Origin of the sequence: Daejeonella oryzae DSM 19973 (genome assembly GCF_000422945.1) — a bacterium.
Taxonomy (GTDB): domain Bacteria; phylum Bacteroidota; class Bacteroidia; order Sphingobacteriales; family Sphingobacteriaceae; genus Daejeonella; species Daejeonella oryzae.
On record NZ_KE383964.1, the window covers coordinates 444273 to 464296 of the forward strand.

General features: G+C 39.7%; 15 protein-coding genes. All 15 read right to left on the minus strand.

Going from position 1 to position 20024, the window contains the following annotated elements; genetic code table 11:
- Positions 1–23: 23 nt before the first annotated feature.
- Positions 24–251 (minus strand): DUF6132 family protein, encoded by a 228-nt coding sequence (locus G521_RS0115150; RefSeq protein ID WP_026899275.1) that lies wholly within the window; start codon positions 249–251, stop codon positions 24–26.
- Entirely contained in the window at positions 235–471 is a 237-nt protein-coding gene (locus G521_RS0115155; protein ID WP_026899276.1) for a hypothetical protein, read from the minus strand. The genes G521_RS0115150 and G521_RS0115155 overlap by 17 nt, the downstream gene beginning before the upstream one ends.
- Before the next feature lie 202 nt (positions 472–673).
- Positions 674–973: a DUF202 domain-containing protein gene (locus tag G521_RS0115160; protein ID WP_036679472.1), complete on the minus strand. Its 300-nt coding sequence runs from the start codon at positions 971–973 to the stop codon at positions 674–676.
- Positions 974–1091: 118 nt separating this feature from the next.
- The gene (locus tag G521_RS0115165; protein WP_026899278.1) at positions 1092–2492 is read right to left on the minus strand and encodes an MBL fold metallo-hydrolase; all 1401 of its coding nucleotides are present in this window, start codon (positions 2490–2492) and stop codon (positions 1092–1094) included.
- Positions 2493–2647: 155 nt separating this feature from the next.
- Positions 2648–3463: a sulfite exporter TauE/SafE family protein gene (locus tag G521_RS0115175; protein ID WP_026899279.1), complete on the minus strand. Its 816-nt coding sequence runs from the start codon at positions 3461–3463 to the stop codon at positions 2648–2650.
- Between the two features lie 306 nt (positions 3464–3769).
- Complete coding sequence (locus G521_RS0115185) at positions 3770–4117, minus strand: hypothetical protein (RefSeq protein ID WP_026899280.1); 348 nt, start codon at positions 4115–4117, stop codon at positions 3770–3772.
- 84 nt (positions 4118–4201) lie between these two features.
- Positions 4202–5296 (minus strand): VIT1/CCC1 transporter family protein, encoded by a 1095-nt coding sequence (locus G521_RS0115190; protein WP_026899281.1) that lies wholly within the window; start codon positions 5294–5296, stop codon positions 4202–4204.
- 78 nt (positions 5297–5374) lie between these two features.
- Complete coding sequence (locus tag G521_RS0115195) at positions 5375–5842, minus strand: DinB family protein (RefSeq protein WP_026899282.1); 468 nt, start codon at positions 5840–5842, stop codon at positions 5375–5377.
- Positions 5843–5934: 92 nt separating this feature from the next.
- Complete coding sequence (locus G521_RS17465; RefSeq protein WP_051189790.1) at positions 5935–7185, minus strand: MFS transporter; 1251 nt, start codon at positions 7183–7185, stop codon at positions 5935–5937.
- A 220-nt stretch (positions 7186–7405) separates the two neighbouring features.
- The gene (locus tag G521_RS0115205) at positions 7406–9013 is read right to left on the minus strand and encodes a peptide chain release factor 3 (RefSeq protein WP_026899283.1); all 1608 of its coding nucleotides are present in this window, start codon (positions 9011–9013) and stop codon (positions 7406–7408) included.
- 255 nt (positions 9014–9268) lie between these two features.
- A complete protein-coding gene (locus tag G521_RS0115215; protein WP_026899284.1) occupies positions 9269–14563 on the minus strand; it encodes an Ig-like domain-containing protein in 5295 nt (1764 codons plus the stop codon).
- 90 nt (positions 14564–14653) lie between these two features.
- Entirely contained in the window at positions 14654–15874 is a 1221-nt protein-coding gene (locus G521_RS17470; protein ID WP_051189791.1) for a cytochrome c3 family protein, read from the minus strand.
- A gap of 5 nt (positions 15875–15879) precedes the next feature.
- Positions 15880–17634 (minus strand): cellulase family glycosylhydrolase, encoded by a 1755-nt coding sequence (locus G521_RS0115225; RefSeq protein WP_026899285.1) that lies wholly within the window; start codon positions 17632–17634, stop codon positions 15880–15882.
- Positions 17635–17666: 32 nt separating this feature from the next.
- Positions 17667–19118, minus strand: a complete 1452-nt coding sequence (locus G521_RS0115230) for a glycoside hydrolase family 30 protein (RefSeq protein WP_026899286.1) — start codon at positions 19116–19118, stop codon at positions 17667–17669.
- A 9-nt stretch (positions 19119–19127) separates the two neighbouring features.
- Positions 19128–19997: a glycoside hydrolase family 16 protein gene (locus tag G521_RS0115235; RefSeq protein WP_051189792.1), complete on the minus strand. Its 870-nt coding sequence runs from the start codon at positions 19995–19997 to the stop codon at positions 19128–19130.
- Positions 19998–20024 lie beyond the last annotated feature (27 nt).

Consider the following 20024-nt stretch of genomic DNA (forward strand, 5'->3'; position numbering starts at 1 on the left):
TTTGAATTATCAGTTTCCTGATTTTATTCCTGTACTTTTTCTTCTGCAAACTGCTTTTTGTTTTCTTTTTTAAACATGCCCAGCAATAAAGCTCCCATGGCCGCACCATAAATTGTGCTGTTTAGCGGTTGAGATGTTATGGCGCAAGTGCCGGAGGTACAACCTATCTGCTGCCAGTAAAAATATCCTGTGAAGGCGCCGATTATTGCTCCTGTTAGATATAAAATATTATTATTAAACCACTTCTTCATAGGTGGTATCTTTAATAGTTCCCGAAGACTTTCTAATTTTTGGAGCACATACGGCTGTTCCGCAACAACCCGCATTAAACACGGCCATGCTGCTAAACAATAAACCCGCAACACCCAGAAGTACATCACTGATAATGAAAGCCTGTACAATTATAGCCAGACCAATCATCAGTCTTAGGAATCGGATAATTGACCAGTTTGTTAAAATAGTTTGTCTCATGGTATTCCTGATTTAAATATATCCCAATTTGTTTTGGTACAACAAAAGTACAGGCTTAAAGAAAGAATATTGGTAACAAAGGTTACAAATGGGATTTTTAAAATCAGGGAAAGATTATGCGATAGTATTAATATTAAACCACTTAAATCTGATAGCTATACAGAAGGGTACTATTTATAATTAACATCGGGGAGCTTGAATTCTAGTGAAGGCGGTAATTCCCAATGTGTTTTTCGCTTTCTTTTAAGCTTTTTTTCTGTTTAAAATATTTAAAAAATCCGGTTATCAGAATGAGTACTGCCATAATCCAGAATGCAATTTCAAACCATAATCCATAATCAATCTCGATTAAATTGTTTACAGACATTCCGGCAATAGAGAAATATAGTGATGTGCGGATGAATGCTAGAAGAGTTCGGTCGTTACCCATTGAAGTTCTCTCAATTGCCAGGCGTTCCCGCAAAATGAGGTCTTTATTAATCTGTTTGTTTAAGTCATTCATTATGATTTTCAACTAAGTTTATTCCTTATTATTCATATCGCTGCAAACTCCGGGATGAAATATAAATATAAAAGCTGCCCGGGGGTGTGGGCAGCTTTTAATACAATGGTCTGATTACTTAGGAAACTACCGGTTCTCCGGCATTTACCCATTCATTAATGCTTCCTGAGAAATTAAGAACATTTGTATATCCATTTTTTGCTAAGATGGAATAACCGATTGTTGCTCTGTCTCCACTCTGGCAATGAATAATTACTTTTTTGTCTTTGCTGATTTTATCTAAATTCTCCGGCAAAGTTCCAACAAATATGTTTTCGGCTTTAGCTATATGGCCTGCCTTAAATTCAGAAGCGCCTCTTAAATCTACCACCTGTACTCCGTTATTTTGAATCAGTCGTTTAGTTTCTTCGAGAGATATTACATTAGCTTTCTGCAATGTACCGCCAGCTTCGGTCCATGTAGAAGTAGAAGGTACATAACCTTCAATCTTATCCAGTCCGATTCGCATTAACTTCCTGGTAAGATCATCTAGTTGACCTTCATCAGCTAAAAGCATAAACGGCTCTTCGTATTTTAAGAACCATCCGGCCCAGGTTGCGAAAGAATTATTTCCCTGAATGTTGATACTTCCCGGAATAAAGCCTGCTGCAAAATCGGTTTTAACGCGTGCATCCAGTAATTTCATTCCCTTAGCCATATTGGCTTTTAATTCTTCAGCGCTAAGTTTTTTAAGTTTTGGGACTTCAGTTAAAAGCGGACGATCTACTTTATTCAGCTTTTTCATCATCGCAAAATACTTCGGCGGTTCCGGTTGATCTTCGAGTAAATATTTGACAAAGCCTTTTTCGTCCTGCCCGTATTGAAATGCCCAGTTCCTTAATTTTTCATATCCTACGGTTGTGCTAGGTACAGAACCTAAGGCTTTACCACATGCCGAACCGGCACCATGACCAGGCCAAACCTGAATGAAATCAGGCAGGGCATCAAATTTTTTGATGGATTGATACATTTGCTGAGCGCCAATATCCTGGGTTCCTTTCATCCCCGCTGCCTTTTCAAGCAAATCAGGTCTGCCAATATCTCCAACAAAAACAAAGTCGCCGGTGAACAGCATAACCGGTTTGTTAATTGCCGGATTATCAGTTAATAGAAAGCTGATGCTTTCCGGAGTATGACCCGGAGTATGCAATACGTCAATAGTAAGATTTCCTACTTTTATTTTATCGCCATCTTTTAATCCTACATGAGGAAATTCATATTCCCAGCCAGAACCGCCTTCATCAGAAAGATACATATCCGCTCCGGTGAGTTCTGCAAGCTCTCTTGAACCTGCAAGAAAATCGGCATGAATATGGGTTTCTAAAATATGAGTGATTTTCATGTTATTGGCTTTCGCTATTTCAAGATAGGTATCCACATCCCGCTTAGCATCAATAACTGCGGCCACGCCGGCTTTCTGACAACCAATGAAATAACTTGCCTGAGCAAGGCTTTTGTCGTAAATGTGTTGAAAAAACATAATTATTTTTTTTTATTTTTTAATTTATTGATAGTACAAATATGCGATGATTTTTTGCTGAATATGGTAACATTAGTTGCATTGAAATGGCGGTTTGTATCAAATTTTTCAGGCTTAAATCAAGTTCGCTTTTAAAATTTTATGTGTAATTATTTTTAATGTCCTCCGATTGAAGGAAAAAATATTTCTTTCACAATAATGTAGATTCCCATTATTAAAACAAACCATCCAAATGATTTTTTAAGTTTATCACCCGATATTTTCTTTGACAATACAATTCCTATAAATATGCCGATTACGGCAAAAGCAGTAAAACCGCCTAATAATTTCCAGTCTATTACCTGAGCTCCCTGTAAATCTCCGGTAAAACCGATTAATGATTTTACGGCGATAATAAAAAGGGAAGTTCCCACAGCCAGTTTCATAGGCATTCTTGCCAGTATTACCAAAGCCGGAATAATCAGGAATCCGCCGCCGGCGCCTACTAATCCTGTAAGCATACCAACCAACGTTCCTTCCAATAAGATCATCGGGTAATTATAAGTGATTGGTGTATTTTCATCTGCTTCTTTGGTAGTTCCCGGCCTGATCATACTTACCGAAGCAAGGATCATTACGACAGCGAAAAGCAGCATTAATGCAATAGACTTGGTAATAACGAGTGAGCCAATAGAGAAAAGTTCCTGAGGAATCATCGGCACCAGCCACATTCGCGTAGCATAAACTGCGGCAATTGAAGGAATTCCAAAGATTAAAACGGTTTTAAAATCAACCCGCTTTTGTATTGCACTTTGTACCCCGCCAACTAACGCGGTAGAGCCTACAATAAATAAGGAATAAGCAGTAGCCAGAACCGGATCAATTCCCATAATATAAACCAGGATAGGTACTGTTAAAATAGAACCTCCGCTTCCTATTAATCCTAATGATACACCTACAATTGCAGCCAGAATAAAACCTAAAATTTCCATTTAATTTCTTAATTAGTATGGATGCAAATGTCACCTAAGTTAAAGTTCTTATTGGTTACAAAAGTTACATTGCCGGAAATCATTATCATGGTAATTTTAGCGGGTTTAGAAAATTTTTGGATGTAAAAAAATTGCAGAAGATTTGAGGTCACAGCATCATAAATAATTAATCATTATCATCGTTATAATCCTGATTATTTGTTTCATTTAGTACACCACTTCTTATTTCAGAATGTCTTATCTGCCCGCCAAGGTAACCCGTTCTGGCCACCAGACCAAAACTTATCAATGTTATTATTAATGTGATTATCGCTGCCGTTCTGTTAATAAGCTATTGATTGCAGTAAGATACATTGATATTAATGAAAAGAAACCGGTTATACCCAGCCCGATTAAAGCATATAATGCAAAATCCTCATGCTGTTTAATTATACTTTCTGAAACCCCCTGAAGTCTCTCGACAGTTTCTTCAGCTTCTTCACCGGTTAGGTAGGAGATACCCGCTCCCATAGCTGAAATGATGAGCAAAATATAGGAAGCAATTTTTGTATGGTTGCTTTTAACCCAAAGTCCATAGGCCAGAACTAATCCGCCTAAGATCGAACCGAAAATAGGAAGATGAGTTATTAATAAGTGAATATGCGTTTGATCCATGATTTTTTTTATCAAAGTTATAGCCAGCACATTTACTAAACTCTGATAGAAATCACGAAGATAAATGATTGAATTACAGATTTCTTAGCTGAGTGAAACACCAATTAGTTTACCAATTCCAAAAGTAATTGCTGCTGCTGCCAGACCGAATATAACTTGTCGGAAACCTGAAAACCACACATTCTTTCCGGTGAATAAAGTAATAGCAGCGCCGATTATAAAAAGCCCCGCCGCACTTATGGCAACACTTATAAGAACGGCTTTTATTCCTGTGGTAAACATGAAAGGTATTACAGGTATAACAGCGCCAATGGCAAATAAAATAAAAGAATAAACTGCGGCTTCAAGGGCTGAACCCTTAAGTTCCTCGGGATTAATTCCCAATTCCTCTCTTACTAAGATTTCGTGTGCGGTAGTTGTATCTTTCATGATTTCGGCAGCCATTTGATGTGCCTGATCAGTGGGAATACCTTTGGCAATATAAATTAAGGCAAGTTCTTTCATTTCTCCTTCGGGATTGGTTTCCAGCTCTTCCATTTCTATCTGCATCTGGTTTTCATAAAGCTCCTGCGAACTTTTTACCGAAATCCATTCTCCCAATGACATAGACAATGCACCGGCTAATAAACCTGCTACTCCGGCCAGCAAAACTCCTTCCTGGCCCGAAGTTGCTCCGGCAATTCCCATCACCAAACTGAAATTGGAAACCAGTCCATCATTCCCTCCCAAAACTGCCGCTCTGATAGCATTACCTCCAACAGAGCGATGCCGGGATTCAAATTTCGAAAGCTGTATTCCCGTTACTTTTTCTTCTTTTTCAAGAATGGAGCGGAGAATTTTTACGTGTGTGGTTTCAGTGCCCGTTATAGCGAGTTTGTTTTTTTGCTTTGTACTGATTATGGCATTAGAAATGCTTTTTTCGGTATCCATTAACACACCAAGAACATAATCATATCCAAACGTTTTACCAATAAAATTCAGGGTTTTTGCTCTCCATGAGGGCTGCATTAAATTTTCTAAACTGATGTTTTCTTTCCTGGCAAAGGCTTCGGCATGACCTTTTTCAATATCGCTCATCTGACTAAACACATGGGCGATAGTTGGATCTTCTTCATGCCCGGCAAGCTTATCGTACAAATAACTTGCATCTATTTCGGTCTGAATATTTTTATTCCTCATTAATATAACTTGTTTAAAAAGTTTAATTACAGAATTAATTACAACTACCTAAGTGCTGAATATAAATAGGTAAAAGTTTCAGATACTGAGTTCTTTTAGCCCGTATTTTACAATGAGCGCCAGTTGCCCGGCATGATAAGCCGTGTGAGTAGTAATGCGGCCCAAGGTTTCTATTTTGGTTTTTGTACCAAACTCTTTGGTTGTTATAATTTCCTCCCATGAGTTTTGGGGTTGCATCAGAATGCTGTTTTTCAGAACATCATATGATTTTTGCACATAATTCAGTAAATCCTGCAGATTGGTCCATTGGCCGGTGTCTTTTTGAGAAATCACTGTTTGAGCATGAACCTGTACCTCCAAAGCGTTAAATACATTTTTAGCAAAGAGTAGTTCTACATCTCCGATATGGCGAATGAGAAAGCCCGCTGAATTTGGAGCCGGAGCAAGAGTTTTAGGTAAATCGGCCTCAGAAATAGTATTTAGCTGATTGGAAAACCGGGTTCTGCCTTCTATCCATAAAGCAATCAGTTGATGTGTCGTATCCATTTAATTTTAATTATTACAGAAATCAGGTACTCTTAAAATTAAGTATAATTTTTCCCGGGAAGGGTCTGAAGTTAGTTTAAAAATTCTTAAGTTTATTGAGCAGCAACCATTGGTTTTAGTTTTGAAGCACAATTAAAACTAATAATTCCGCAGCGCATGCGAATTTGGATTACTATAGCTGAAAATACGGTCAAAAACCCAATACTCCCAATTGCAAAGTTAATGCCCAGAGAATCTGCCAGAATGCCTGAAATGATTGCTCCGAAAGCATAACCTGAATCACGCCACAATCTGAATATTCCGATGCTTTCTGCTCTTTGATCAGGATGAGTATCATCCGCGATAGCGGCCAAAAAAGCCGGGTAAACAACCGCGGTTCCCAGGCCTAAAATCACCGAAATTAACGCATAGTGTATTTGTGAGGAGGCATAAACCAATAAAATGATTGCGATTCCCTGCAACAGCATACCCCAGAATAATAATTTTTTCTTGCAAATCAAGTCGGCAAGTTTGCCCGTAAATAATTGCCCTATTCCCCAAACGGCGGGGTAAATGGCAACAGTAATGCCTATTTCTGCTAAACTGTATCCTTTGCTTGCTAATAAAACCGGGAACAGACCCCAGATCATTCCATCATTAAGGTTATTAATTAATCCGGCCTGACTAATGGAAGATAGATTTGGATGCCTGAATGAAGTGTCCAGAAATATATTTTTAAGTGGATTTATGTGAGAGATATTGCTTTCGCTGCTAACAAATTTACGGGTGTCATTCACAAGAAATATCGTGGCCAGTAATCCTAAAACCGATAATCCTATTCCAATCATAAAAGGGTAAGGTCTTAGACCGCAGGTACCGGCAATATATCCGCTCAGTAATGCAACTAAAGCAACCGCTAAATAACCCGCAAACTCGTTTAATCCCATGGCAAAGCCGCGGTCTTTTTCTCCAACCAGATCTATTTTCATTACAACTGTTGAAGACCATGTTAAGCCCTGGTTTATTCCCAATAAAATATTAGCCAGAATAATCCAGTTCCAGGTAGGTCCAAACATGAGCAGAAATGGAACCGGAAGAGCGATAATCCAGCCGTAAATAAGCAGATTTTTCCTTCCGACTTTGTTGGCAAGTGTTCCGGCAAAATAATTGGTGATGGCTTTAGTAAATCCAAAAACAACAATAAAGGAGAGGATTGCAGATTTTGCCAGCATTGCAAATTCCTGCTCAGCAAGCTGGGGCAAAATGGTCCTTTCTAAACCAATCATTCCTCCAACAAATCCATTTATTATTACCAGAATGGTAAACTGTTTCCAGTTTTCCTTCAGTCCCAGTTTTATTTCCATAGTTTGAGTACTATTCTGATAAGTTCAAATCTTGGAAAATTTTAGGATCAGATTGGTAACAATTGTTACGCAAGCATATGGTTTGTGAATACAATCTTAAGTGAACCCTTCTAATAAAATTAATGAAAATAAAATACCCGATCTGGCTCATAAGTCAAAATCGGGTATTCCTGAATATAAAGGATAAAAGCCTTTTAGAATTTTTTAAAAGATCTGTTTGCTACTTTACAGTTTTGTTTTTCTGATTCTCTAATTCTGATGTAAAATGAAAATCGAGTTCCGGGAAAGTAGTTCTTGTTGATTGCAGATCCCAGTCGTTTGAAGCTAAAAATACCAGCCTGTTTTCTTTATCGCGGGCCACATAAGAGGAGCGGCGCTGAGCGAAATTTTCCAGTTCTTTTTTGGATTGTGCGGTTACCCATGTAGCTTTATGGATATTCAATGGTCTGAAATCACATTTTGCGCCGTACTCGTGTTCCAGTCTGAAACTGATAACTTCAAACTGAAGTTCTCCGACAGTTCCGATGATTTTTCGATTTCCCGGCTGCTGAATGAAAAGCTGCGCCAGACCTTCTTCTGTTAACTGACGAATACCTTTTTCGAGCTGTTTGGCTTTAAATGGATCTTTGTTTTCCATTTCTTTAAATATCTCGGGAGAAAAGCTTGGAATTCCTTTAAAATGTAAAGGTTCACCTTCAGTAATTGTATCTCCGATTTTAAAGTTGCCACTGTCATACAAACCAATTACATCACCCGGCCATGCGGTCTCAATGATATTTTTTTCATTGGCCATAAAATCAAGAGGGTTACTGAAACGCAGTTTTTTATCCAGTCTGCTGTGATAGTAGAATTTATGACGTTCGAAGTTTCCGGAGCAGATTCTTAGAAAAGCGATCCGGTCACGGTGCTTGGGATCAAGATTTGCGTGAATTTTAAATACAAATCCGGTAAAAGTATCTTCATCAGCAAAAACGGTTCGCTCTACGGCCTCATGACTCGAAGGGCTGGGAGCAATATTGATAAATGTTTCCAGTAATTCGCTTACTCCAAAGTTATTGATAGCACTTCCGAAAAATACGGGGGCAAGCAGTCCTTCATTATAAAGTTCTGTATTGTACGGATCAAAAACACCTTTCACTAATTCTATGTCATCACGCAAGTGATTAATTAAAGGTATTGGAAGAAATTCTGATAAGGAGCTTACTTCCAGATTTTTTACCTTTATTTTAGGTTCAGAAATTTTTGTTTTGTTTGGTTCAAAAAGATTTAATTCCTCATTGTAAATATCATAAACACCTTTAAATGAATGACCCTGACCGATAGGCCAGGTTAGGGGAGTAACCGATATTTTAAGAATATTCTCGATTTCTTCCATAATGTCGTAAACATCTTTACCCTCCCGGTCCATTTTATTAATAAAAATAATAACCGGAGTGTTTCTCATCCGGCAAACCTCCATTAATTTTTGAGTTTGCTCTTCTACACCTTTAACCGAGTCAATCACCAGGATTACACTATCCACCGCAGTAAGCGTTCTGTAAGTATCTTCAGCAAAATCCTTGTGACCAGGAGTATCTAAAATATTAATGCGTTTATCGCCATAATTAAATGCCATTACTGAAGTTGCAACGGATATACCTCTCTGCTTTTCGATTTCCATGAAATCGGATTTAGAGGTTTGGTTTATCTTATTTCGTTTTACCGCACCGGCAGTATTGATGGCACCACCAAACAAAAGTAATTTCTCTGTCAGGGTGGTTTTACCGGCATCCGGGTGACTAATAATCGCGAATGTTTTTCGTCTGTCAATTTCAGAACGATTGATCATAAAAGTAATTTGAGACCGGAGGATAATCCGGTTAATAAATAAATGTTAAAAAATTGCTCTAAAATCAGGCTCTTCATTGTGTGTAAGCCTTCCGCAGGAAGAAAAACAGGATCTAAGGCGGTGTAGGTAAAGAGTGAACAGATGCAGTTTTTATTGCGGCAAATATATCATTTTAGAAAAGAGCTGCCAAATGGTGCAAATTACAATAAGATTGCATTGAAATCAGTATTTAGAAACAGGTTTTTTAAATACTAATTAACGCAGAATGGTAATACTTCCTGAAAATTTCATTCCCTCCAGTTGGGTTTGAATGATGTAATAATACGTTCCAACCGGAAGGTTTTCTCCATTTCTGGTACCATTCCAGGGAATGGCGTAGCCGTCAGAATAATAAACTTTTTCGCCGTAACGGTTAAATATGCTGACTTTTACATCCGGATAATCTACCAGTTCCTTAATAACCCAGAAATCGTTAAAGCCATCGCCGTTAGGTGTAAATGTATTCGAGATTTTTAAGGCCTCCAGCACTTCAATCTTTATCTGATCTTCAGTGACACAACCTCTTTTATCTGTAACGGTTAATGTGTAGGTAATTTCTTCGTTGGCAGTTATTACCGGATTTTTAATATTAGCATTACTAATGTTGATATTCGGCGACCATCTATACTGTACATCAGTTTCATTAACTGTCGGATTTAAAGTATAAGAAGTGTTTCTCAGTAATATTTTATCTTCACCTGCATCCACTGTTGGTGGCGGAATAAACCTGATTGTAAGTTCATCCTGAACTACATCGCAGCTACTGTTTATATTGGAGCTTAGTGTGAGGATAACCGAACCATTTTCCACATCAGAAGGAGAAGGAATGTAAACTGCCTTTAAATCATTTTCTGAAGGGCTAAAAGTTCCGTAACCTGAACTGCTCCATACTCCGGCACCTGATAAATTTACCTGTCCATTCAGTTTAACGTTTTCATCCTGAGCGCAAACTTCCAGATCTTGTCCGGCACTTACAAGCGGCACATCCTGAAAGTTGATTCTCATGGTAGAAACTGATGGAATACAATCATCGTTACTTGTTGAGGTTAAAGTCATGATCACCGATCCGGCTGCCTTGTCTTCTGCAGATGGAATATACTTTGCATTTAAGAAGTTATTTATAGGATAAAATAATCCGGTTCCGCTGCTGGTCCAAACGCCGGTTGTGGTGCCACCGCTTATTCTACCCGCCAAACTTACCGAGTCTGTACTGATACAAACGCTCTGATTTCTTCCGGCATTGGCTACAGGAAATTCATTTACTTCTACAGGTATAGATGCAGTGCTTTTACAGCCGTCAACTTCCATGGTTAACGTGTAAGTTCCGGCATTACGCTGACTCACACTACTGATTAATGGATTTTGCTCGGTGGATATAAAATTGTCGGGCCCATTCCATGTGTAAGTAGCTCCGGTAACGGAAAGACTCATCAATTGGATGGAATTTCCAATGCAAACCGGCGAATTACTGTTTATCGGAGGAATAACCGGACTTGGTTTTACATGCACCACATATGTAAACGGAATTCCTGCGCAGCCATTTACAAACGGAGTAATAATATATGAAACATAGACACCTGCCGCTCCGGTATTTAATAAATTTTCATTAATAGTTGATGAATTTTGGTCTGATACTGCCGGATTACTTATATCGGCAATAGCCGGTCTGCTCCATGTAAAACTAGCTGAAGGGATATTTGAAGTAATACTGTAATTCAGATCTTCGCTGCTGCAAATGGTACTAAAAGGAGCACTCGTTACCAAAGCCGAAGGATTAACGGTTACTGTGTAATTAAATACGGAAGCTTCACAATCGCTGGTGCGTGAATAAAAATTATAAATGACATCAACCGGCCGATCAGTTATGTTATATAAATTCTCTTTAATTGTGCTTGATATTTGATTTGAAATTGACGGATTTCCGATTCCTTCAACGGCATTTCTGCTCCAGAAAAAAATCGTTTCGGGTATGTTAAACTCCACCGCAAAATTGGATGCCTCTCCATTACAAATAGTATCCCTCGAAAGATTAAGAGGTTGCGGAACTGGATTTACCGTAAGTGTGTAAGTAAACGGTGTACCTGTACAGCCATTACTTTCCGGGATAATGATATAGTTAACTTCAAGGGGATCAGCACTTGTGTTTGTTAATGTTTCATTGATATTGTTTGATGTTTGATTTGAAACTCCCGGCTGACTGATGCCATCGACTGTTGCACGACTCCAGTTAAAAGAACTGCCTGGAATGTTAGATGTAATTTCATAATTCTGTGGAGAATTGCTGCACAAATCAGCTATTGAAGCACTTGTTATTATAGGTGATGGGTTAACCGTTACCTGTACTTCGGTCCGGTCGCTTACACACTCATTTACGATAGTTTGAACATAATAAGAAATATTACTGCTTAATACCGGTGTAGTAAAATTAGCTGTATTGGCCAGCAGATTTCCTCCGCTTGCGGCATCAAACCATTGATATGTACCTGTTGAACCACTGGCAGCTAAATTTGCTGCAGATCCGGTACAGATATTCGTACTAACGCTTATTGGTGGCGGAGGAATAGAATTTACAATAACTTTAACTTCTTTTCGTGCACTTGTTAAACCGTTTAATGTACTTTGAACATAATATGAGGTGTTACTTATTAAAGGAGGAGTGTTAAAAATTGCTCCTCTGCCAAGTAAATTACCATCTTCCGGTGAATCGAACCATGCATATGAACCTCCGGCTGGAACTGCTGTAAGTGTGGCCGAATTGCCGGAGCAAATAGTTTGGTCTGAGGATGTGGGTGCGGGAGGGATAGCATTGAAATTAATTATGACATTATCAGTTTGGGGTCCGCAACTTCCCGCCGGATCATTGCTTGTTAATGTTAATACAACAGATGTCTCACCGGCTGCAGGGGTGTAAGTAGTATTTAGTAATGCAGGATTTGAAAAAGTTCCCAATCCTCCCGTCCATAAAAAACTTTCGGTATTACTTGTAGTACCTGCTAAGGTGGCACTGTTTCCTGCCGGAACTATTTGATCAGGACCGGCATTTACAGCGGGTAAAATATCGATTGTGACTAGTGCAGTTTTCTGATCTCCCCCACAAGTACCGCTAGCTTCAATGGTGTTAGTAATTGTATAATTTCCGGACTGACTCGCTTTTAAATCAATTTCGCCGGTACTGGTATTCACGAAAACTAAGCCTGCGGGGCTGGCACTAAAGGAACCCGCACTACCTGAACCAGGAAAAAAGGGACGCGGATTTGGTTCGGCAGGACAATAGGAATTGTTAAAAGAAAAACTGGCATCCAGTAAGGTAGTTATTGTTAGAGTTGCGCTGCTTTCCTCTCCGCAAGGGCCATTATTTTTAAAGGTGATAACATACGTTTGGGGGATGCTGGCACTAATATTAATCTCACCTGTAGACGTATTGACAAATTGCAATCCCGCCGGAGAGGCAGAAAAAGTTCCTCCCGCAGGATTATTTATCAGAGGGATTGCATTAGGTGCTGTACTGCAAAAGGTCCCTGAAGAATATTTAAATTCCGGATTAAACTTAGGATAAATTGAAGCTGTAACCGGAACTCTGGCACTTGTGCAATTCGCCGAAATTGATTGTACATAGTACGTTCTGTTTGCGTTTAAAGCTGGAGTTATAAATGAGTTGCCGGTCGAAACTAAAGTACCTCCGGTCGCAGCATCATACCACTCAATAATACCACTTGCTGATGTTGCGGTTAAGCTGGCTGTTAATCCGGAACAAACGGTAGCGCCGGTTACGTCTGGTACCGCAGGCAATGGGTCTACCACAACAATAACCGCTGTCCTGCTGCTGGCACAATTGTTTAAAACAGTTTGAACATAATAAGTTGTACTTGAATTCAGAACAGGAGTAATAAAAAGCGAATTTGAGATCAAGCGATTTCCGCCCACTGCTGCATCATACCATTCTATTTTTCCTCCTGATGAAGTAGCTGAAAGAGATGCCTGATTGCCGGCGCAGATATTAACTCCGCTGGCAGCTGGAGCTTCCGGAACAGGAAGTATAGAAACCGTAACCGGAGTTCGTGAACTAGTACATCCGTTTATGGTGTTTTGTACATAATAAGTGGTTACACTGCTCAGCGCCGGCGTTACGAAGACGGCCTCACTGCTAAGTAAATTCCCGCCTGATGATTCGTCAAACCATTCAAATGTTCCGCCTGGAGATGTTGCAGTTAAAGTTGCATTAGAACCTGAGCAGATCAGAACACCGGCTGCATACGGGTTGGCTGTTGCAGGATTAACAGTAACTATTACCTCTATTCTAGGACTTACACATCCATTAACAGTCGATTGAACGTAATAAGTCGCGGAGCTTAGTAAAGGGGGAGTAGTAAAAGATGCCCCGGTACCTATTGCTGTTCCTCCGCTGGCTTTACTAAACCACTCAAAACTGCCCGCAGAACCGCTTGCCATAAGTGTTGCGGTAGAGTTAGCACAAATCGTTAATCCTTCAGAAATCGGGGCTTCCGGAATTGGGTTTACACTTACAATGACCGCTGTTCTTTTACTTATGCAGCCGTTTAAGCTGGTTTCAACATAATAGGTTTTAGTAGCTGTTAATACCGGGGTTGAAAAATCAGGACTTATGATCAGGGGATTTCCGCCCTCGGGCACATCAAACCATCTGTAAATTCCTCCGGGACCGGTAGCGGTTAAATTGGTTGACTCTCCGGAACAGATAGTTTGTCCTGAAGCCGTTGGAGCATCCGGAACCGGAATGACATCAACCTGAACAGGAAGACGGTTGCTCAGGCAGCCATTTACAATTGCTTGAACGTAATATTGCCTGCTTTCAAAAATGGGTGGTGTCGTATACGTTGATCCTGTTGCGATTGGGCTTCCGCCCGAAGCGGTATCAAACCATTCATATGAGGTACCACCTGCGGCACTGATGTTGGCAATAGATCCCGCACAAACGGTAGCTCCCGAAACAGTTGGTCCCGGTACTATGAATATAGTTACAGGAGTTCTGCTGCTGGGACATCCGGATACAGAAGTTTCAACAAAATAAGTAGCAGGCCCTGTAAGCAGAGGAGGAGTATAGCTGCTGCCTGTGTACAAAAGATTTCCACCACTTGGCGCATCATACCATTGGTAGGTTCCTCCCGGTGCAGTTGCTGTTAAAGTTGTTGTGGTATTGATACAAATTGTGGCGCCCGAAACTGTGGGTGGATCAGGAATTGCAGCACTGGTAATTTCAATTTGCGTAATTCCCGGAGAACAACCTGATGCGTTATCAATAACAGTTACTGCGTATGTTCCTGCTTTGTTTACACTTATTGTTGGAGTGGTTTCACCGGTATTCCATGAATATGTGTAAGAACTTCCTCCGCTGGCCACTGCTGCCAGGCTTACCGGTATGCCGGAACAAATTGTATTATTTGAAGAATTTATACTAACATTAAGCGTACAGTTTTGTGAATATGCCTGAAAACAGAGCATCAGCAAAATAAACAAAAACTGTATTCTTTTCATAGTCAAAAACTCATCAATTCCACAGAAACATTTTTTTTGGAAAGATAGGAAAAGGGTATTACGGATAATGCTGCTCTTTGTTTTAACAGATTATTTTAATTTTAAATAGGAAAGAATTTTCTCTGCCTCCGCCGGATATATAGCAATACGATGGCTTCGTAATAAGTATGGCGTTTTAACGTTTTTTCCGGCAAGTTGAAAAGTGATCAGTTTGGATGAGGCTACCGGCATATGGCAATCGATGCAATCTGTACTTAAAGCGCTTGCACCAAGTCCTTTAATCTCAGGATGAGCACCTGTCTTATGGCAGTTCATGCATTTTTGAGAATAAAGAACAGGGTTATTTTTTTCCGTTACATGCGTGTTATGACAGGATGAACAATCCATATCACTTTTAATAAAACAAGCGCTTGATGAAAGCATTCCATATTGATTGCCGTGTACATCGGGTTCTGATTTGTTCCTGCTGTATTGGGGATAATAATAATTTGAAAGAGTATCTCCGGGACTAAATGTAAAAGTGGCTTTCTGCGTTAACTGATCATTTCCGGAATGGCAAACAGCGCACATATCAATTTTTTGCTGCCGCGATAATTTATTGATCTCAGTAATGTATTTCGGAACTTTTGTTGTTGGATTATCGGTATGAAAATTCACATGTTCTGCTGCCGCACCATGGCAGCGCTGACAATCAATTCCATATATGGCCGATCCTTTAACAATTTCTTCTGATACCGATAAACTGCCGGTTTTGACGATTTTTGTTTCCGCAAATGAGCCATGACATTCAAAACAGCGGCTTAAAATAGCTCGTTTATCGTATATACGGTCGACAGGAAATCCGGGACTGTTGATCCATTTGTTAATTGGTTTGTAATAACTGAGTGGTAATTGAAAGAGGCTGTTATCTTCCCAATAAGCATAAGTTCTGGCTTTTTCACCTGATCCGAAAGCAATATCAAACCTGTGAGCGTTAATTTCTTTATTATTGAAATACGCAACCTGGTACATGCGCTTATCCCGCTCTTCGATCACAACTTTTAAACTATCGCTAAAAGCGAATGTGGTATTTGCCTTTGGAAATTCTTTCAGATCGCTGCCCAGTTCGGCGGAGGTATGAAAATGTGCTGTTTCAGAAAAGGATTTTTTAGTACTGTGGCATTTTACACAGCTTTTTGGATCAGCATATGCAGGGCCTCTATTATCAGCAATACTATCTTCTTTAAATCCGGAACATTGGGACAGGGCTACTACTAAAATCCCGATCATAAGGATGATTATAAGCGGTCGTTTGGCAGTACTGTTTAACATGTTGATTATTTTGAAAAGAGAAATGATTTCAAGTTGAATCCGCCCTTCTCCATGTAAATACGAATTGTGTTGTTTCCTTTATTCAGGATTATATTATTTAAACTCACCGTCTGCCATTTTTGTGATCCTCCGGTATCGGGAATTTCAACAAATTTTGCCGGAGTTTCATTTGCCTTAAGTGTTAGTTTTCCTCCGCTTTTATCCGATGCAACGTTAAATTTAATTGAATAAGAGCCATTTTCGGTTGAGAAAACAGTATAATTCAGCCATTCTCCATCTTCAATTTTACCTATATAAAAGCTATTGTTTTCAATAGAATCGGGATAAATATCAACACCTTCGTTTCGATATGCTTTGCCCATGTTCCAGCCGGTGCGGTCGGTGCCTGTTGAAATATAATATTCTGTAGAATCGGTATCGTAATAAGCTTCATTGCTTCGGCCCAGATCGAAATCTGCAGCCTGAATAAGTCTGCCTGTGATATGTTTTTTAAATGGAATTGCCGCAGAACTATTTACCTGTCTGAACATGGCATCCAGTACATCATAATGAATTATGTTATTTTCGATTTTGGTGTTTTCAGACATTTGCATCAGGGTTTTAGACGCAGCTTCGGCAGATGGTTTGGGACCTTTTCCTGCCCAGAAATTTAATAATTGCTGATAATCTTCAGTAACTTTTATTTCCAGAGGATTGTTAATGCCCATTTTTTTAAGCGGCCACCAGCACCATCCAATCTCATTACGTTCCATTAAGCTGATTGCTTGGTTAAACCATACGTTTGAATTTTCACCTGTTTCTCCTAACCAAACGGGGACATTATATTTATCGCGGATGTCTAAGAAATGCTGTATTGAGGCCTGGTTGTTATAATTCCAGTATTTATGGAAACTAACCACCATTTTATCATCCCATGGCGGCAAAATTCCATTGTAATTATTTCCCCAGCCATTTCCTTCTATGATGATAATATGTTTTTTATCAACTTCCCGGATGGCATTAGTTACATCGACCATTAATTTTTTCAAGGGTATATTCTGCGATTCTTTGAGCCCGTTTTTATCCTCCGGATCCATAAAGCCCCAGTTGGGCTCGTTGATAATATCATAAGCGCCAATCCATGGTTCATTGGCATATCGCTCTGCAAGTTTGCGCCACAAAGCAATCATTTTATTTTTATTCTCTTCGCTATCCCATAACGAAACTTTGTTCGGATCGCGGTCTGAGATATTGTTGTCATTTCCCTGTCCACCCGGCGCAGCATGCAAATCGAGAATAAGATACATTTGATTTGCTTTACACCATTCCAGCAAACTGTCGGTCATGGCAAAACCTTCTTCCTTCCAGGTATTTTGACCCTTGACCGGTTCTTCTTCTATGGCTAAGGTGTACAGGTTAAAATGCATCGGCAATCTAACCGAATTGAAACCCCAAGCCTTCATTGAATCTATATCTGCTTTGCGGGTATGATTATTTAGCCATGCAGCATAAAACTCGTTGGTTTTATATTTTCCTATGAGCTCTTCTATGCTGGCTTTAATGCGATGCTGTTGTCCTTCTTTAGGAAAGCGAAGCATATAACCCTCCTGAAGCATCCATCCGCCCAATCCCATTCCTCTCAGAAGTACTTTTTCGCCTTTATCATTTACAATATATTTTCCTTTAACATCTAAAAAGCCCTGCGCATGTGCATTGATTATATTAAAGAAAATAAGTAAACATGCTATAACGCCAATAGATAGTTTTGCTGAATGTCTCATTATGAAGAAAGAAGGTTTTTAATTCAAATTAATTACCAAACGTATGTTCCAACCGCACCGCTTAATAGGGTTGTGCTCACCATTTTGCCACCTGATTTTATATTAAACGTTTGTGAGCTATTACCGGAATTAAGCACAATAAGCACTTTTTTACCTTCCGGATTTCTGAAAGCTACGTTTTGTAAAGAGGCTATATTGTTTGATTCAATTCTCACAGAACCGGGCCGGGCAAATTTTGAAGCATGTGCAATAATATAATAGGCAACATTGCGGGTTATAGAATTATTATCAATGCTGATGGCGCCAAGACAGTTGGTACAACCTCCATTTGTATGCGGACGGTAATTAGCATCGGCTGCCAGGTTCCATTCCAAAACATTACGGCTCCAGTTTCGGGTTGCGCCAATAATCAGATTACTTATATGCCATTGAAGGTCTCCGCCAAAATTGCCTGGTCCGCCAACCCATTGTTCAGTAAAATAAATGCCCTTATCGGGATGAGCGTTATGCACCGTACTTAAGGCGCTGATATCACCGCCGTATAAATGAAATGCAGAACCGCTTATATATTTTTTAGCCTGCGGATCATTCAAAACAGAGATCGGGTAATCCGGCTTATCGGCATTATGGTCGTAGATTATTATTTTCGTTTTAATAGTTGCTGCTTCGAATGCCGGCCCTAAATGATCTTTAATAAAGGCAGCCTGTTCATTAGCCAGCATGAGCATACTAGGATTATTCCCACCATGCAATGGTTCGTTTTGAGGGGTTATTGCATCAATTATAATCCCTTCCTTTTTCATTTCCAGGATATACTTTACAAGATAATTTGCATACACTGTGTAATATTCGGGTTTCAGCTTGCCGCCGATAAAACTGCCGTTTGTTTTCATCCAGGCAGGAGCGGTCCATGGCGATCCCATAATTTTAATATCCGGATTTAGTGCAATTATTTGCTTCAGAACAGGTATCAGTTCGGTTCTTTCACGGTCAAGTGAAAAGGTTTTAAGCGTTTCGTCGGTTTGGCCAGCCGACATGTCATTGTATGTAAATGGAACAGAACTCAGATCAGAAGCTCCAATACTAATACGCAGGTAACTAACACCGATATGAGTACTATCAGTTAAGAACAGTTCTTTTAATAATGCATCTTTGGCGCTGCTATTTAATGAGTTTATGAGCGATGCACTTCCTCCAGTTAAGGTATAGCCGAAACCTTCAATAGTTTGAAAAGATTTTGATTCATCAATTTCAATAGTAGGAAGCGGGTTCGCAGTACTTGAAAAGAGCAGGCTTGTGTTTTGCTTACTGAATAAAACAGATCGATCGGGGGTTGTGAGATAAAATAATACATCCGTTTTAAGAGGCTCCGGTTTCGGAGGATTTACCGGGGGAGTATCACCACCCGTTGTTTTCTTTGTGCAGCCTGCAATTAGCAGTACCAGAACTATCAGATTTAAAAATCTCCAACTCAATATATTCATATATAATCCTTATTTCTCGATCATTTTATAAACACGAACGTAATCAACTTCCATTTTTTGCGGTAAAACTGCAGGATCTACACCCTGAGCACCGCCCCAGTTTCCACCGAAAGCAACATTAAGCAGAAGATGAAATTTTTTGTCAAATGGCCAAACGGCAGAGCCTTTTCCTTCATTTACGAACTGATATATTTGTTCGCCGTCTATAAACCCTTTAACCGAATAAGGTGTCCAGTCAACCCTGTAGGTATGAAAATCTGTACTTGCACCGGGAATTATTTTTGTAGCGGATTTTTGCGTGCCAATGGAATGATTATAAGCTTCGGTATGCACGGTGATATGAACTTTATTCTGATCATAACCAACGTGTTCCATAATGTCAATCTCTCCAGACTTTGGCCAGCCGCCATAAGCCCATTCTGTTGGAAGCATCCATATAGCAGGCCAGGTGCCCTTGCCTGAAGGTAATTTTGCCTTTACTTCAAAGCGGCCGTAAAGGAAATCTCCTTTTCCTTTTGAAACAAGCCTTGCCGAAGTATATTCGCGGCCATTCATGTTTTCTTTACGTGCAGTGATGGTCATAATGCCATTTTCTACAGCGATATTATTCAAGCTGTTTGTGTAATACTGGAGCTCGTTATTTCCCCATCCATCACCACCAATATCATATCCCCATTTGCTTGAATTGGGCAAACCGGCGTAGTCAAATTCATCAGCCCAAACCGGAGTGGCTTCGAAAACCCATCCTTTATCAACCGGAATTGTGGTAACCGGGGGTGGGATAGATGCTTTTGGAGTATCGCTTTTGGAACAGGAATTAAACAGAAGTATGCAACAACTCGCAATTAAAGTAGGAATCATAGTGGTTTGAGTTTTCATGGTACATGAAAGAAATTAAACTTATCA

Excerpts from the sequence above, each read along its gene's own strand:
- G521_RS17470 (WP_051189791.1), bottom strand. The coding sequence starts at position 15,874 with ATGTTAAACAGTACTGCCAAACGACCGCTTATAATCATCCTTATGATC.
- G521_RS0115225 (WP_026899285.1), bottom strand. The coding sequence starts at position 17,634 with ATGAGACATTCAGCAAAACTATCTATTGGCGTTATAGCATGTTTACTT.
- G521_RS0115165 (WP_026899278.1), bottom strand. The coding sequence starts at position 2,492 with ATGTTTTTTCAACACATTTACGACAAAAGCCTTGCTCAGGCAAGTTAT.
- G521_RS0115205 (WP_026899283.1), bottom strand. The coding sequence starts at position 9,013 with ATGATCAATCGTTCTGAAATTGACAGACGAAAAACATTCGCGATTATT.
- G521_RS0115230 (WP_026899286.1), bottom strand. The coding sequence starts at position 19,118 with ATGAATATATTGAGTTGGAGATTTTTAAATCTGATAGTTCTGGTACTG.
- G521_RS0115155 (WP_026899276.1), bottom strand. The coding sequence starts at position 471 with ATGAGACAAACTATTTTAACAAACTGGTCAATTATCCGATTCCTAAGA.
- G521_RS0115160 (WP_036679472.1), bottom strand. The coding sequence starts at position 973 with ATGAATGACTTAAACAAACAGATTAATAAAGACCTCATTTTGCGGGAA.
- G521_RS0115175 (WP_026899279.1), bottom strand. The coding sequence starts at position 3,463 with ATGGAAATTTTAGGTTTTATTCTGGCTGCAATTGTAGGTGTATCATTA.
- G521_RS0115185 (WP_026899280.1), bottom strand. The coding sequence starts at position 4,117 with ATGGATCAAACGCATATTCACTTATTAATAACTCATCTTCCTATTTTC.
- G521_RS0115190 (WP_026899281.1), bottom strand. The coding sequence starts at position 5,296 with ATGAGGAATAAAAATATTCAGACCGAAATAGATGCAAGTTATTTGTAC.
- G521_RS0115150 (WP_026899275.1), bottom strand. The coding sequence starts at position 251 with ATGAAGAAGTGGTTTAATAATAATATTTTATATCTAACAGGAGCAATA.
- G521_RS17465 (WP_051189790.1), bottom strand. The coding sequence starts at position 7,185 with ATGGAAATAAAACTGGGACTGAAGGAAAACTGGAAACAGTTTACCATT.
- G521_RS0115235 (WP_051189792.1), bottom strand. The coding sequence starts at position 19,997 with ATGAAAACTCAAACCACTATGATTCCTACTTTAATTGCGAGTTGTTGC.
- G521_RS0115215 (WP_026899284.1), bottom strand. The coding sequence starts at position 14,563 with ATGAAAAGAATACAGTTTTTGTTTATTTTGCTGATGCTCTGTTTTCAG.
- G521_RS0115195 (WP_026899282.1), bottom strand. The coding sequence starts at position 5,842 with ATGGATACGACACATCAACTGATTGCTTTATGGATAGAAGGCAGAACC.